Source organism: Streptococcus sp. HMSC078H03, from assembly GCF_001808655.1.
GTDB lineage: Bacteria > Bacillota > Bacilli > Lactobacillales > Streptococcaceae > Streptococcus > Streptococcus salivarius_G.
Map to the genome: position 1 here is coordinate 32,650 of NZ_KV794091.1, position 15,518 is coordinate 48,167.

Consider the following 15,518-nt stretch of genomic DNA (forward strand, 5'->3'; position numbering starts at 1 on the left):
TTCTGTAATATAGGAATATGTATAGCTGATATAAGAGAAAGACGAACTGACACGTTTAATCGCCTTATAAACTCCTCTCTATCAACTTAATAATCGGTTTATAGTTTTAATTTAAGCAACCAGTCACAGTCTACTTTACCGTCACCGACCGGAAAATTGTGTTCTGCAAATTTTTCAAAGCCATATTTATCGTAAAATATCTGTGCTTTGAAATTTCTTTCCCAAACACCCAACCAGGCCCAATCACAACCTAGATCACGAGCTTCTTGTAGGGCAAACTCAAAGAGTTTCTTACCCAAGCCCATGCCTTGGAAGGCCTGACTGATATAAATACGTTGAATTTGGAAGGCATTGCCCAAGTGCTGCTCTGTTTGAGCAGAACCTACATTAGTCTTTAGAAAACCTGCCTTTTCACCATCAACGAGAATGAAAAAGTAACGCGATTCTTCATGAGTGATTTCATCTAAGAGCACTTCCTCAGAAAGTGCGGTATCAAGGTATCCTTGCAACTGGGCTTCGGTATTATCATGAGCAAAAGTCTCTCTAAAGGTATCTTCGGAGATAACTTTTAATTCTGCTACTTCTTCCGGAAGAACCTTACGAATAACGACTGACATGACAACCTCCTAAACCTTATTTAAACTGTTCTGAGAAACGAACATCCCCTTGGTAGAAACCACGAATGTCGTTGATACCATAACGAAGCATGGCAATACGTTCTTGACCAAGACCGAAGGCGAAACCTGAATATTCTTCAGAATCGACACCAGACATCTCAAGCACTTGTGGGTGAACCATACCTGCACCGAGGATTTCAATCCAACCTGTCTTCTTACATACGTTACAGCCTTTACCACCACACTTGAAGCATGACACATCAACCTCAACTGAAGGCTCAGTGAATGGGAAGTAAGATGGGCGCAAACGGATTTGACGTTCTGCACCAAACATTTTTTGGATAATCATTTCAAGTGTTCCCTTAAGATCACCCATTGAGATTTTTTTACCAACGACCAAACCTTCGATTTGGTGGAACTGGTGACTGTGAGTCGCATCATCTGTATCACGACGGAAAACACGTCCTGGTGAGATCATCTTAAGTGGACCTTTAGAAAAATCGTGTTTATCAAGTGTACGAGCTTGGACAGGACTTGTGTGTGTACGAAGCAAAATTTCTTCAGTAATGTAGAAGGTATCTTGCATGTCACGGGCTGGGTGGTCCTTAGGCAAATTCATACGTTCAAAGTTATAGTAATCAGTCTCAACTTCAAAACCATCAACGATTTGGAAGCCCATCCCCAAGAAAATGTCTTCGATTTCTTCAGCTGTTTGGCTAAGAATATGACGGTTACCAAGTTTGACTTGGCGTCCTGGAAGGGTTACGTCAAGACTTTCAGAGTCAAGTTGTGCTTGAATTTTAGCGGCTTCAACAACTTTAGCTGCTTCGTCAAAAGCTTCAGTCAAAACGTCACGAACTTCGTTGACCATTTTACCAACTTTAGGGCGTTCTTCATTTGGAAGGTCTTTAAGTCCCTTCAAAAGATCTGTCAAAGATCCTTTTTTACCTAAAACTGCAACACGCAATTCCTGTAATTCTTTAGAGTGTTCACCACGCATTTCAGCCAATTTAGCCTGCGTTGATGTTTTCAACTCTTGCAATTGTGTTTGTAAATCCATGAGATTCCTTTCTGATGTAACAATTTCGAATCGCAAACAAAAAACCACATGCCAAAACTCCAACCCGGAGCGTTGACACGCGGTACCATCCGTTTTTTATCTGGTTACCCAGACCTTGATTCGCCAGCCGTCTTCATGAGTGAATTCGCCAAACTTCCCTTGAGGAGGCTTCCAGTCCATGACCCCCAATCCCTGTCAATTTCCATAAGGTTACTAGTCTCTACGACTTCTATTCAATTACTATCAATTTTACCAAAAAAACAAAAAGCTTTCAAGAGCTGACAAAGAATCCTTTATTTAAAACCAAATGGTCTTATGTCTAAGATAATTGACACACCTATATAAACGTGCTACAATTATGTCAGATAAAGTTGACATAATTAATAAATTGCGACTTACAGCAACACATTAGCTTGTCTTTCAGAAGGAGGCCCATTATGAATCATGTCAGGGAATTTAGAAAGAATATGGGGCTTTCGCAATTAGAACTCGCAAAATCTATTGGTGTTTCCCGACAGACCATTAATATGATTGAAAATAACAAATATAACCCAACACTGGAGCTCTGTCTAAATCTAGCTAAAGCACTAGACACAGATCTTAACAGTCTCTTTTGGGATGGAAATTGCGAATAGAGATATAAGTTAGAAAGAGGTAAATCATGATTAAAGAAACTTTCACTGACAAACTCATTAAACGTTTTTATGGTATCACAGGCCCTTTAGATGAACAAAAGCGCCAACAGGTTGATCGAATGGGTAACATGGCTTTCGTTGTTCTCTTCTATATTTTAATTTTTGGTAATTGTATTGCCTTACTTCTAAGCTTTAAGTATCCCGAACTTGTAGCTCGTATTTATCCTATCCTCCTCTTGATTATCATTCTGTTAGTTAGCAGCATCCTTACTTATAAGTTAAAGATAAGTGCTGTTAATGCTTTTGACGAGGAAGAACTGACTGAGAAAGAGAAAAAACAACTTAAGCACGTGGGGCTTAAGTCAGGTTTATACTTTGGGATTAGCATGTTCTTAGGCATGCCCCTAGTTCACTTCTTAGTTGACAATAAAGACTATTTGACAGAATTATTCTCAATCCATAATATGCTATCAGGCATTTTTGAAGCTATCCTTTTTGGGGCTATCATGCAGGGCTTGGTCAATGCTGGTATCAAACAAGCCAAATCTCAAGCTGAGAAAGGTGACCAATAAACTAAAAAGACAAAGAAAAATCCAGGTTTCCCAGCCTGGATTTTTCGCTCGAAAGAAGACTTCTTAGACTTGTATACGCGAAGCCTAAATGTGTCCAGAAAATCGTATCTTAACACATACACTATAACTAACTTCAAAAAACACCATATCCCCATATGACATTTCCTTAAATATTGTAACATGTCAGTGGGAAATGACAAGTCGCCCTCTCTCTCATAAACCCTAAAATCCTAATCATAGCCCTTGTTATGCCATTTTACGCAATCGATTGCGTAATTTTGAAAGCGCAAACTTAATGTTTTTTCTAAAAGTCTTTACAAATTTTTTGAGACTATGAAAAAAGATAGTGATAAAGCTATCAACTATCTTTCATGAAAATATAATCTATTTTTAGTCTAAATCAAGGTCTTTTAGTTTGACAGAAACGATTTTCGAGACACCTGATTCCTGCATAGTTACCCCATATATAGAGTCTGCAGCAGACATCGTTCCCTTACGATGGGTAACTACAATAAATTGACTGGACTTGTCAAAACGATTAAGGTAGTCCCCGAAGCGTTTAACATTGGCTTCATCCAAAGCCGCTTCTACTTCGTCTAGGATAACAAATGGAATGGTCTTAACACGAATGATGGCAAAGAGAAGGGCCAAAGCTGACAAGGCCTTCTCACCACCAGACATAAGGTTAAGCGATTGAATTTTCTTACCTGGTGGCTGCACAGAAATTTCTACCCCAGCCTCTAGGAGATTGTCTGAGGTCAAAATCAAGTCTGCTGAACCTCCACCAAACATCTGGGTAAAGGTCTGTTTAAAGCTTTCTCGGATAGCCTCAAAGGTTGCTTTAAAGCGTGATTTCACTTCATCATCCATGTCATTTATGGTATTCAGAAGGAGGCTCTTCGCTTCGAGCAAATCATCCTTTTGTCCGTTCAAGAAATCAAGACGTTGCTTAACCTCTTCAAATTGAGCAATAGCATCTACATTGACCGGACCCAAAGCTTTAATCGAACGCTCAAGACCTTGCAGATTATGGCGAGTTTGTTCGACATTGTCAAGAGGACTAGCCTGACCTTTGGCAACTTCAAGTGTCATTTGGTAATCTTCAGCCAACTGAGTAGCAAACTTACGAAGCGATTGACTAATCTGACTTTCACGTTCTTCCAAGCGAGTCTGCTGACGAATCAAGTCCTCGTTACGATTGCCAGCTTTAGCCAAACGCTCCTCCAAGTCTTCCAACTGACCTTCGTAATCTTGCACCTGAATCTTGGCACGGACAAGAGCTTGTTCCAAATCGTCCTTACGTTGAACAGCTTCTTTATGCTGTGCTTGCAAATGCGGAAGGCGGTCAGCTTGGTCATCATTGACTTGGTTATTAAGAAGCGCTTTAAGACTATCCGATTCCTTCATTAACTCAGACAAGTCGGCTTGAAGACGATTACTTTCTGTCTTAGCAAAACGCAATTCTGCTTGCAAATCACGTTCCTTCAACTGAAGTTTAGATTGCTTGTCTAAGAGAACCTGTTTTTGTTGGCCAAGTGCGTCTTTGTCTTCCTTAATAGCCTCAATACGGTCGTTAATGGCCTCACGCTTGGAAGCAATTTGTGCTAACTCTGCTTTAAGTTGTTCAGCCTTATCTTGAAGATTTGCCCCTTCAGTTCCCTGAGAATCCTGTTTGAAACTATCCACTAGGGTTTGATTTTTCTCCACCTCTGCCAAGGCTTGTTGGTGTTCCAAGCCTAGTTTTTGCTCTTGCAGACGAGCATTTTCACCATCTACCTTAAGGTCTTCTAGCTCTTTCTGTAGAGTCTTACGTTTGGTCTTAAGGGATTCAACTTTAGCCTCACTATCACTTAATTGAGCCTTAATCTGGTTAATTTCAGAAGTCAATGCATCCAGTTCGGGCTTGATAAAGAGATTATTATTTTGTTTGTTGGTACCACCAGCAAAGGCACCACCGGGACGGATCTCAGACCCGTCAAGAGTAACCATACGTACTTGGAAACGAACAGCTCGAGCTGCCTTATTAGCATTGTCAATGGTATCAAAGATTGCCGTTACCCCTAGGAGGTTTTGGAAAATATTAGATAAGCGGTCCTCATAGGTAACCAAATCGGAAGCCATACCAATAAAGCCTGGTGCATTGGCAAGACTTTGAGCAAATTGTCCATTAAGTTGACGCGGTTTAATAGTGGTCAACGGCAAGAAGGTCGCACGACCCTGACGATTGCGCTTCAAGTAGTCAATCGAACGCTTAGCAGCCGCTTCATCCTCAACAATAATATTTTGCCCGCTGGCTCCCATAGCAATTTCAAGAGCTGTCTGATAACGTGTATCAAAGGTCAAGTGTTCACTAACTGCACCAATAATTCCTTGAATGGATTGGGCGTTTTGAAGGACAGCCTTAACCCCTGCATAGAAGTTAGAATGATTTTTTTGGATAGACTCTAAACTTTGACGACGGGCATCTTTACTCTTAAGGTGATCCATGAGGTCAAACATCTGCTTTTGAGCCTCTTGATAGTCCTTATCAAGAGTTTGATAAGCCTGGGCCTTTTCTTTGTAGATAGTTAGAAGGTTTTGAAGACTTGCTTGGGCCGCTTGATAAGCTTTTTGGGTTTCGCTAGCCACTTCCTGAGCGGAAAGCAAGTCTGCCTGAGCTTGTTTAAATTCTTCAGCTTGTGCCTCAAGCGCTTGTGTCTGACTGTCCATGTCGTGAGTGACCTGAGTCAAATTGTTGGAAACCTTGGCTTCCTCCTGCATCAGACCAACATAGTCCTCACGTAAACGTTCAATAAGCGTATCTGGGTCATCAGAAAATTGCTCCAGTTCTTTTTGAATAGCAATCAGCTCTTGGGCAAGGCTATCCAACTCCGCATTCAATTCAACTTGGCCTTGATTAACCTTATCAAGTGCTGCCTGAGCTTCTTCTTTCAAATGCTCTAACTCACTGAGACGAGCTTCAGTTTCTTCTTTTTTCTCTGAACGCTGCTGACTCTCCATGGTATAAAGATCAATTTGACGCTCAAAATCACTAATAAGACGTGTGACATCCACCAAGGTTTGTTGGTCAGAAGAAATTTGTTCTGAAATTTGATGGCGTTTTTGCTTGAGTTCTTGATTTTCAGTCTCTAGACGATGACGTTCCTCATAATAGCTAGTTAATTTTTCCTTGACCGCTGCCAAACCCTCTTGGGTCTGGCTCAAATCAGATTTACCAACTTCAATATCGTGGACCAAAAGATTAAGCTGAGTCTGTCTACGTTCCTCATCTAATTCCAAATAACGTTTGGCAGTCGCAGCTTGCTTTTCAAGCGGTTTAACCTGACCATCTAACTCGTAGATGATATCTTCCAAACGATCAAGATTATCTTGGGTTTGATTAAGCTTGCTTTCCGTTTCTTTCTTACGTGTCTTATATTTGAGAACCCCTGCTGCTTCTTCGAAAATAGCGCGGCGTTCTTCAGGTTTGGCATTAAAAATAGCCTCAACACGACCTTGGGAAATAATGGAAAAAGAATCACGCCCTAAACCTGTATCCATGAAAAGGTCATGAATATCACGTAGACGAACCTTACGACCGTCAATCAAGTAATCATTGTCACCGTTTCGATAAATGTGGCGTTCCACACGAATTGTTTCACCAGCACCCGCGATAAAGCCATCACTGTTATCAAGTGTGACCGCTACTTCCGCATAGTTGAGAGCCTTACGAACCTCTGTTCCTGCAAAAATAACGTCAGGCATCTTGCCCCCACGCAAGCTCTTGGCAGATGATTCACCCAGTGCCCAGCGCAGACTCTCTGTAATATTTGATTTTCCCGATCCATTTGGACCTACAACGGCTGTTACTCCCTTGTCAAAGATGACTTGCGTCTTATCCGCAAAGGATTTAAAGCCCTGCATTTCAATTGATTTCAAATACATGCTTAATTTCCTAGTTGTTCAAGGGCAGCCTTTGCCGCTGCCTGTTCAGCTAATTTCTTAGATTTTCCAAGACCTGTGCTGAGCTCCTTACCATCAACAGCTACCTGCATAGTAAATTCTTTGGCATGAGCTGGTCCAGACTCGTCGATAACGGTATAAGTAATATCAACCGTACCATTGACCTGAAGACGCTCTTGCAAGGCTGTCTTATAGTCTGTTACACGGTCAAAGTTTCCCTTTTCAACCTGAGGAATCATGACCTGATTCAAGAATTTCTCAACTGCAGGCAAACCTTGATCCAAATAAAGAGCACCGAGGAAGGCCTCCCAGAGGTCACCAAGGATAGTGGCACGTTCACGTCCACCAGATTTTTCTTCCCCTTTACCAAGACGGATATACTGCTCGAAACCACAAGCCTTTGTAAAGCCTGCCAAACTCTCTTCACGAACAATAGTACTACGCATCTTAGACATTTCCCCTTCTGGCTTATTAGGGTAGCGTTTGTAAAGATAAACAGAAATGACTAATTGCAGAGCCGCGTCTCCTAAAAATTCCAAACGTTCATTATGTGAAATGTTTAGGAGGCGGTGCTCATTGGCATATGAGGTATGGGTAAATGCTGTTTCTAAGAGGTCTTTTTGGCTAAAAACAATACCAAAATCCTGCTCAAGTTTTTGTTCAAGTTGATTCATGAAACTTCCTTTCTTTTTAAGCACACTAACTATAATTATATCAAAAAAAGCCAATTTTCATGATAGAAAACTGCTTTTAGACCCTATATCAGCTTATTTTGTGAGATTTAACCTATTCAACTAAAAAAGCTGAGCAAGCTGCTCAACTTCATTTTCTTAATAATCAGGACGAACGACACCTGTAACTGTCTCACGTGTTGCCTCGACATCTTCTTCGAGGACAACCTTGATGATACGTTTAGCTTCTTCTGAAGTACATGCAACCAATGGCAAACGAAGTGGTCCAACTTCGAAACCAAGATGATTAAGAACAGCTTTAACAGGTGCAGGGCTTGGTACTGAGAAGAGAGCGTTAACTTTAGGAATGAATTTACGTTGGATAGCTGCTGCTGTCTTGAGGTCACTATTTTCAATAGCTTCAAGCATGGCATGCATCTCATCACCGTTTGTATGAGAGGCTACTGAGATGACACCGTTAGCACCAAGGTTCATAGCGTGGAAGGCATCCCCATCTTCACCAGTGTAAACCAAGAAATCTTCAGGTTTATGTTCGATAAGGTAGGCCATATTTGCAAGGCTGGTGCATTCTTTAACACCAATGATATTTGGATGTTCCGCCAAACGAAGCATGGTATCAGGAGCCATTTCAACAACCACACGACCAGGGATGTTATAGATGATAATTGGCAAATCAGAAGCATCCGCAATAGCTTTGAAGTGTTGGTACATACCTTCTTGTGATGGCTTGTTGTAGTAAGGCACGATAGCAAGACCAGCTGCGAAACCACCAAATTTGGCAACTTCCTTAGCAAACTCGATAGAGTCACGTGTATCGTTGGTACCGACACCAGCAATCAATGGCACACGTCCATTAACAATTTTCTGCACAGCCGCAAAGAGTTCCAACTCCTCATCGTGAGTAAGTGTTGGACTTTCAGCCGTTGTTCCCGCCAAAAGAAGAGCTTCTGTATGGTGAGCCAAAAGATGCTCAATCAATTCTGGAAGGGCATCATAATTGATTGAGCCATCTTCGTGGAAAGGTGTAATAAGGGCTGTGATCAGTTTGACATCTCTTAATTGATCAATTGACATAATATTCTCCTTCAACCGTTTTCTAATCCTTTCCATTTTACCATAATTTTGACCAGACAGACAGATAAGTTGACAATTTTCTGAAAACGTGAGAACTGACTATTTCCATTTGATGGCTAATAAACAAAAAAACAGAGAGAAGTCTCTCTGCTTTATAGGATTCAGCTTGACTTTAGTATTTGAATACAACACCAAATCCTTACTGATTTCTGAATCATAACGCAGTGGTTGATTGGAACTACTCATGTCTACAACATTCGTACTTCCTAATCAACTGTGCGGGGGTGGTATAAAAGTCCTGTGGACTTTTATAGCCTAAGCCTTAAATTATAAAAGCGAAGGAGAAATCAAACTCTTCGAGTTACTGATTTCTGTTTCGCTCCCTATTTCAATTCAAATTTCAATTCTGAAGTTGGGCGAACCAAACCACGTTCGTGAAGTGTTTCTGCGATTTGGACTGAGTTCCAAGCGGCACCTTTAAGGAGGTTATCTGAAACAACCCACATGTGGATACCCTTTTCAGCATCCAAGTCTTTACGGATACGTCCGACGAATGTATCACGTGAACCTACAGCATTAACGGCTTGTGGGTAGACTTGGTTAGCAACGTCGTCTTCAAGGACTGCACCTGGGAATTCTGCAATAGCAGCTTTCACTTCGTCAATTGGTGCCACTTCTTTTGTTTCAATATAGACTGACTCTGAGTGAGCTGACAAGACTGGAATACGCACACATGTTGCTGATACAGCAATGCTATCGTCTCCCATGATTTTCTTAGTTTCGTTTGTCATCTTCATTTCTTCGTAAGTATAGTCATTTTCAGTGAAGACGTCGATTTGAGCCAAGGCGTTGAAGGCGATTGGGAAGTGTTTCTTATCACCACCACATGGCAAGATTTCAGCTTTAACATCACGTGGGTTAACGTCGTCATTCAAAACTTCTTTCAACTCACGTTGTGTTTCAAGGATTGCTCCCATACCAGCACCTGATACAGCTTGGTAAGTTGACACGATGATACGGTCCAAGCCCCATTTTTGACGAACTGGCTCAAGGGCAACCATCATTTGGATAGTTGAACAGTTAGGACAAGCGATAATACCGTTGTGAGCATCAAGCGCATGCGCATTGACCTCAGGTACAACCAATGGCACATCTGGATTTTGACGGAAGTATGATGTGTTATCAACGACTACTGCACCGGCTTTAACAGCGTATGGTGCATATTTAGCAGAGGTAGATCCACCAGCTGAGAAAAGTGCAATGTCTACACCTTCAAATGCGTCTTCAGTCGTTTCTTCGATGGTCACGTCTTGACCTTTAAACTGCAAGACTTTTCCTGCAGAACGAGCAGACGCAAGGTAGCGAATTTTATCGATTGGAAGTGTTGATTCTTCCAACATTTTGATCATTTGAGCACCAACGGCACCTGTAGCACCGACAACAGCAACTGTGTATCCCATAGTTAAACCTCTTTCGGAATTCTCTATCAATTTAGTTTAGTGAATCTATTATACTACGTTTAAGTCCAGTTGAAAAGGGTAAAAAAGCCAAGAATAAAGAAAAATCCCCTACCAAACGGCAAGGGATAAGAGGCATCTTTCGATGAGAGTAGCAGGTTCACACAACTACTCAAGGTCCGCTCCTGCGTTACAATCTAATGTAGACCTCCTCAGCGCAAAAGGCTCTAAAGAGCCAATCGACTCATCGCATACTCCTATTCTAGCATAATGAACGACAGAGTCAAGTCATGAATACCATGGAAATATCTTAGCCATTGTTCTTACTTTCCATCATCATGACCATCTTTATAACCACGTAGGTATTCTGTTTTTTCTGAAGTTGTTGTGAATTTGCCAAAAAGAGTTGATTCCTTTGAGTATGAATCATAATTATCAATGCCTTTGTCGGCATCCGCAAAGCCATCCTGATAGCCCTTGGTATAAGCGTTATTATTCACTTTTGAATGGTAAGAATTCCCATAGCGATAATAAGAACGTCTGCTCATATACATCCAGAACCAGGGATTACGGATGACATCTTGTCTGTAATAACGGTCACGGGTTTGATAGTAGTCATTATTGTCAAAAACACTTTTGGACTGTTCATCTGAAAAATCATCATTTTGTTTGGAATACTTTTTGAGTGTCTCATCGTCACTAACTTTTGCACCTGATTGAAAGTTAGAACGTTCAGAGTCATTTAGCTCAGGAGATGACATCTTAGGCTTTGTGTATTCTGAATTTGTATCCGATTTTGACTTGCTAGAACTGTTACCAGAAGAGGAATGACTGTCTGAATAGCTCTGACTGCTACTTGATTTGGTACTAGAGTCAACGTCTGAATCCGAACTATGCGAGCTACTAGAACCATAAGTTTTACTAGATCCATTGTAACTGTCATGATCACTACTTGACTTGTAACTCTTACTAGACCCACTATCAGATTTATACCCTTTTCCTGAATTGCCATCAGAATGATGTCCTTTGCTTGACCCAAAACCAGATTTTGATCCACTTCTGCTACCTCTACTTGAAGAACGCGAACCACTACGTCTGCTTCGTAGAGCGATGATGTTTTCAGAAGTTTCTTGAGCTTTAACTTCTTGTACTGTTGTCAAAATTAGTCCTGAAACTAAGGCCACTCCTAAGAGAGTCATTGCTTTTTTCATTAAAAAATCCCCTTTTCATCTAATGGTCTTATTATACCATAGAACAAAAAACGGGGAAATTTATAAAGAAGATTACATCAAAGGTCCAATCAGAGAAAAGAGATAGCCACCTAGACGATGAGCCATAGGTATTTTAGACAAACTTTCCAGAGTGACTTCCTCTGAGAGAGCCTGGGTTTTCTCAAAATCTTGTTCAATGTTAAGCACTACCAGATTTTTATAGAGATAGACCCCATCTTCAAAATTTTGATAGAGACTCCGGTAATCAGTGTTAATGGTACCTACCACAGCTTGTTTGGCGTCAGAAACATAAACTTTAGCATGGATAAAGCCTGGGGTATAACGGAAAATACGGACGCCAGCATCCAAGAGCACTTTAAAATAGGTCGTCGCAATATCAAAGGCATACTGCTTATCTGGAATCCCTGGCATAATGATACGAACATCTACACCTCGTCTAGCAGCAAAGGTCATAGATTGAACCAATTCATCATCCAAAATCAGATAAGGTGTCATGATATAGACATAATCGGTAGATGTATTCAGAAGATGTAAATAAACATTTTCTGCAACCTTGTGGTAGGTCAAAGGTGAATTGGCATAAGGGAGAACCAAACCCTGACTCTTGCTTTTTTGAGGTTTTTCTTGTAGATAGTGCTCCATATCTGTCTTGTCTTCTACTCCAGTCACCGTCCACATGGTCAAAAAGAGAGCTTTTAGCGTTTGAACTGCTGATCCATCTAGGCGAAGGGCTGTATCCTTCCAATGACCAAAGCGTTCTCGTTTATTGACATACTCATCAGCGATATTTACACCACCAGTATAAGCAACTTGACCATCAATCACAGTAATCTTCCGATGGTCTCGGTAATTGTAATAGGTTGATAGGATGGGCTTGACTGGTGAGAAGGCTTGAGCTTTAATACCAACCTTGTGTAGTCGCTCAATATAATCGTAGGACAAGGTGGTCATCTCATTCATCCCATCAAACATGACACGAACGTCCAGGCCTGCCTTGGCCTTTTCCTCCAAAATGGCTAAAATCTCACCCCACATGATACCTTCGTCAATGATGAAATACTCCATAAAGATATAACGCTCTGCGTTTTTCAAATCCTCCAACAGTGCTGGAAGCATGTCGTCTCCAAGTGGGAAATAGGTCACCTCAGTATCTCTGTAGATAGAAAACTGAGCTGGACTATGCTCCAGAAAATAAGCTAAACGCTGTAGTAGACGATCACCATAAGATAAATAATCAGCTACTTCTGGATCGGTGCTTAAATAATTAGAAGCTTGCACTGTAGCATCCTCAAGTCGTTTCTTCAACCGTCTCACACCCAAATCAGCAAGTGAAAAGTAAAGCAAGGCTGTCCCAAAAATTGGGAAAAGAGCAATGATAATCAGCCAGGATAATTTGGAACGAGAATCCATGGAACGATTGAGCAAGTAAAAGAAGGTAAAAACACTCAACAAGTGTTCCCATAAGATAATGGATGGAAAATGCTCTTGTAGACTGAGATATGAGAAAACGAGAAAAGCCAATTCCAGTAAGAAGAACAGGAAAATAGGTACCTTGCGATTAAGAAGACTTTTAGCCCATCTGGAGGGCTTTTGGGGTAACAGTCTAGCACTGGTTACTTGAGTCATATAGGTTCCTTTCATGTATGGGAGACCACCACAAACTTTTCGGTCTCTCCCAGTGATTTTATTAGTATCATTTTAGCATATGCAAAAGGCAGGGATAATTAGCCATTCTGATTTAAGATTGGTGGGGCATCTACTGTATCTTTCTAACAGGCCCATCCAGGATTTTTTGCATCCAGACGATATCGTGCCATTGCTCAAACTTGTAGCCAACTTTTGGAAAATGAGCAACTTGGACATAACCCCGCTTTTCATGCATAGCAACGCTGGCCTCATTAGGGACTGCAATGCAGGCTAAGAAACGCAAGAACCCTCGCTTCTCAAGTTCCTCCTCAAGGGCATCATAGAGCTGATTTCCCAAACCTCGACCACGCGCATCTTCATGAAGATAAATAGACAATTCTGTTGTCCAATCATAGGCTGAACGAGCATAATAGGTTGAAGCATAAGCATAGCCGAGAACTCGGCCATCCTCTTCTACCACTAGATAGGGGAATTTTTCAAGCGTCTTGCTGATGCGTGCTTCAAACTCTTGAATGCTGGGAACCTCGTATTCGAAAGTAATAGCTGTCTTTTCAACATAGGGTGCATAGATGGCCTGAATAGCTGGTGCATCGGATAACCTGGCTGGACGAATAGTTAACATCATTTTCTCCTTCGACTTCATTATCTTTATTTTAAACTATAAGAAAAGAGGGCTCAACCCTCTTCTAACAGATATTGTCACTACATCAACGGAGCAACTAATCTAGTCAATAATCCCAAAGCCTTTTGATGGAACGGCAGATTTTCAATCTCGGCGACACTAACTCGATGACACTTGGCTTTGGTCGCTTGGAAATCTTCCTCAATGGAAACCACTGATGACGTCCTATAAAGATAAGTCGCACACTCAAAGTGATGATAAAGACTGCGGTAATCCAAGTTGATTGTTCCTACAACAGCCCTACTATTGTCACTCACAAAAATCTTGGCGTGAACAAAACCAGGTGTGTACTCATAGATCTTAACACCAGATGCTAAAAGTGTTGGGTAGTAAGTCTTAGCTAAGTAATAAGCTGACTTTTTATCAGGAATACCAGGCATGATGATACTAACATCAACTCCACGCTCAGCCGCAAACTTCAAAGCATGTAGTAACTCGCCATCTAAAATAAGATAGGGCGTCATGATATGAACAAAATCACGCGCATGATTAAGAATATCAATATAAACATTCTCACCAACCTTATCCTTATCCAGTGGGATATCCCCGTAAGGAACAACAAAACCAGGAGTATCAAAGGTCTCATGCTCAACCATATATGGTGTCACATCCAGTGTTTCATGTGAGTAAGTCCACATTTGAAGGAAGAGGACTAAGAAAGTATCAACCGCTGGCCCCTCAACCATGAGTGCAGTATCTTTCCAATGGCCAAAACGCTCAATCTTATTGATATATTCATCAGCTAGATTAACCCCACCTGTAAAGGCTACCTTACCATCAATCAGCAAGATTTTTCTATGGTCACGGTAATTGTAATAGGTTGACAAGAAAGGCATTACTGACGCAAAAACACGAGATTGAATGCCAATTCTCTCCAGACGTTTCTTATAGTCGAAACTCAAGGTTGAAAATTCAATCATGCCATCATACATGACACGTACTTCCACCCCTTCTTGAACCTTCTGTTTCAAGATAGCTAGGATTTCACCCCACATCTCACCTTCGTCAATGATGAAATATTCCAAGAAAATGTACTTCTCCGCTTTAAGGAGCTGTTTCTTCATTTCCTCAAATTTGGTTTCTCCGCTTGGAAAATAGGTCGTCTTACTATGACGATAGACAGGAAAATGCCCATTAACATTTTCAAGATACTGAACCAAATTGTAGTTACTCGTGTGACGTTGCTTAAGCTCTTCGAGAGCTTTATCATCCTGTTTCAATATTCCACAACTGCGGTCAATATTGCTCTGAATCGCACGCTTCATCCCTGTATAGCCCAAATCTAGTTTTGTATAGGCTAGGAGTAAGGTTCCGATAATAGGGAAAGGTAAGACAATCAGCAGCCACGTATTAACAGCCGTCGACTCCATATCACTTTGAAAGAGATAAATAATGGCCAGAATACGAAGGACTACTTCTGTAACTTGCAGGTGTATCCTATATTGATGCAACCAGAGGTAAGACATGGCCACAACAACAAGCTGCAGTAAGATGATTAAGAAGATAATCGTAGCACGACTAAAGATTCCACGAAGAAATCCGCGACGACTCTTATCATAAAGACGTTCAATTTTAGCTTCGTTTTTGATAGCATGACTCCTTTCCCTTTTTAATTAATCTTATTATAACCAAATTTGTAAAATTAAGCTAGACAGAAAAAGCCATCTATGTTAGGCTCAGATAAACACCACATTTATCTGAAAAGAACTAACATATAGGACGAAATGGATTACCGAAACAAATGGATTTTACGAATGTTTCTCAAAATTATGAGGCTGGGACAAAAGTCCTAGCCTCTCAATTTGTCTTTGGATTGTCGAGAAAGACGCAGTGGTTGAGTGGGCTCTACTACACTGATTTCATCAGCTTTTACAGCCCTACTCAACTGTGCGGAGGTGGGACGACGAA

12 protein-coding genes are annotated in these 15,518 nt (G+C 41.0%); 2 read left to right on the forward strand and 10 right to left on the reverse strand.

The genetic code is table 11. The features are described 5' to 3' along the window. Positions 1–98: 98 nt before the first annotated feature. Both HMPREF2607_RS03320 and pheS read right to left on the reverse strand, forming a co-directional pair. On the reverse strand, positions 99–617 hold the full coding sequence (locus tag HMPREF2607_RS03320; RefSeq protein WP_070475832.1) for a GNAT family N-acetyltransferase: 519 nt from the start codon (positions 615–617) through the stop codon (positions 99–101). A gap of 16 nt (positions 618–633) precedes the next feature. After that, the gene (gene pheS / locus HMPREF2607_RS03325; protein ID WP_064521186.1) at positions 634–1,677 is read right to left on the reverse strand and encodes a phenylalanine--tRNA ligase subunit alpha; all 1,044 of its coding nucleotides are present in this window, start codon (positions 1,675–1,677) and stop codon (positions 634–636) included. A gap of 437 nt (positions 1,678–2,114) precedes the next feature. Here pheS and HMPREF2607_RS03330 point away from each other — a divergent pair, with 437 nt between their 5' ends. Both HMPREF2607_RS03330 and HMPREF2607_RS03335 read left to right on the forward strand, forming a co-directional pair. Then, entirely contained in the window at positions 2,115–2,312 is a 198-nt protein-coding gene (locus HMPREF2607_RS03330; RefSeq protein ID WP_002891190.1) for a helix-turn-helix transcriptional regulator, read from the forward strand. A 26-nt stretch (positions 2,313–2,338) separates the two neighbouring features. Continuing rightward, positions 2,339–2,884 carry a DUF3278 domain-containing protein gene (locus HMPREF2607_RS03335; protein WP_070475835.1) on the forward strand — a complete coding sequence of 182 codons (546 nt, stop codon included), beginning with the start codon at positions 2,339–2,341 and terminating at the stop codon, positions 2,882–2,884. A gap of 390 nt (positions 2,885–3,274) precedes the next feature. Here HMPREF2607_RS03335 and smc read toward each other — a convergent pair whose 3' ends face one another. The 8 genes from smc to cls (HMPREF2607_RS03375) form a co-directional block, all read right to left on the reverse strand. Further along, positions 3,275–6,808, reverse strand: coding sequence for a chromosome segregation protein SMC (gene smc / locus HMPREF2607_RS03340; protein WP_059749191.1), 3,534 nt, complete (start codon positions 6,806–6,808; stop codon positions 3,275–3,277). A 2-nt stretch (positions 6,809–6,810) separates the two neighbouring features. Next, on the reverse strand, positions 6,811–7,500 hold the full coding sequence (gene rnc / locus HMPREF2607_RS03345; protein ID WP_002885331.1) for a ribonuclease III: 690 nt from the start codon (positions 7,498–7,500) through the stop codon (positions 6,811–6,813). A 156-nt stretch (positions 7,501–7,656) separates the two neighbouring features. Next, positions 7,657–8,592, reverse strand: coding sequence for a 4-hydroxy-tetrahydrodipicolinate synthase (gene dapA / locus HMPREF2607_RS03350; RefSeq protein WP_013990425.1), 936 nt, complete (start codon positions 8,590–8,592; stop codon positions 7,657–7,659). A 383-nt stretch (positions 8,593–8,975) separates the two neighbouring features. Further along, positions 8,976–10,052, reverse strand: coding sequence for an aspartate-semialdehyde dehydrogenase (locus HMPREF2607_RS03355; RefSeq protein WP_070475838.1), 1,077 nt, complete (start codon positions 10,050–10,052; stop codon positions 8,976–8,978). A 320-nt stretch (positions 10,053–10,372) separates the two neighbouring features. Next, positions 10,373–11,260, reverse strand: coding sequence for a LisH domain-containing protein (locus HMPREF2607_RS03360; RefSeq protein WP_070475841.1), 888 nt, complete (start codon positions 11,258–11,260; stop codon positions 10,373–10,375). 72 nt (positions 11,261–11,332) lie between these two features. Beyond that, on the reverse strand, positions 11,333–12,907 hold the full coding sequence (gene cls / locus HMPREF2607_RS03365; protein WP_070475844.1) for a cardiolipin synthase: 1,575 nt from the start codon (positions 12,905–12,907) through the stop codon (positions 11,333–11,335). Between the two features lie 130 nt (positions 12,908–13,037). Next, complete coding sequence (locus HMPREF2607_RS03370; protein WP_070475846.1) at positions 13,038–13,550, reverse strand: GNAT family N-acetyltransferase; 513 nt, start codon at positions 13,548–13,550, stop codon at positions 13,038–13,040. A gap of 80 nt (positions 13,551–13,630) precedes the next feature. Then, positions 13,631–15,181, reverse strand: coding sequence for a cardiolipin synthase (gene cls, locus HMPREF2607_RS03375; RefSeq protein WP_186821381.1), 1,551 nt, complete (start codon positions 15,179–15,181; stop codon positions 13,631–13,633). Between the last annotated feature and the right edge of the window lie 337 nt (positions 15,182–15,518).